The sequence below is a fragment of the Pediococcus damnosus genome (assembly GCF_001437255.1).
Classification (GTDB): domain Bacteria; phylum Bacillota; class Bacilli; order Lactobacillales; family Lactobacillaceae; genus Pediococcus; species Pediococcus damnosus.
On record NZ_JQBD01000184.1, the window covers coordinates 1 to 602 of the forward strand.

Sequence of the window (602 nt, forward strand, 5' to 3'; positions counted from 1 at the left end):
TGCGTGCGTTTACTAATCCCCGTCTTTCGTTCAATCATCTTATAAGTCATGCCTTGTTTTCGCAACTCATAAGCAAATCTGATCTGTTCATCAGAATACGTTTTCGGTCGCCCTTCCCGAAACAACGGATCATGTTGCTTGGCATACAATTTACCTTCTTGTGTGCGCGTGACAATCATATCGCGTTCAAACTGCGCAAAGGCGCTAAATATTGTAAAGACTAATTGGCCAGTCGGCGTATTGTCAATTAAGCCCATATTCAAAATGTTGACTTTGACATTTTCTTTAAACAACTCTTGGATAATGGCTAATGCCTCGCGCGTGTTCCGTGCAAACCGATCCAACTTAGTTACAATCAAAGTATCGCCTGTTTTTAGAACGCGCAACAATTTTTGAAACTCCGGTCGTTCAGTAGTTGTGCCGGTAAACTTTTCTTGAAAGATTTTTTCTGCTCCTGCCAATTTTAGTAACTCAATTTGATTTGCTAATTTTTGATCAGTGGTACTGACTCGCGCATAGCCATATTTCATCTTTTTATCTCCTTACTTATGTCATTAAGTAATGACACGGTTCTAACCCTTTAATTATACAGTATCAAAAAA

The 602-nt window shown here is 39.0% G+C and carries 1 protein-coding gene; it reads right to left on the reverse strand.

Annotated elements, in window-relative coordinates; translation table 11 throughout:
• On the reverse strand, positions 1-530 hold a 530-nt coding region (locus IV84_RS10565; RefSeq protein WP_056986639.1), incomplete at its 3' end, for a recombinase family protein.
• Positions 531-602 lie beyond the last annotated feature (72 nt).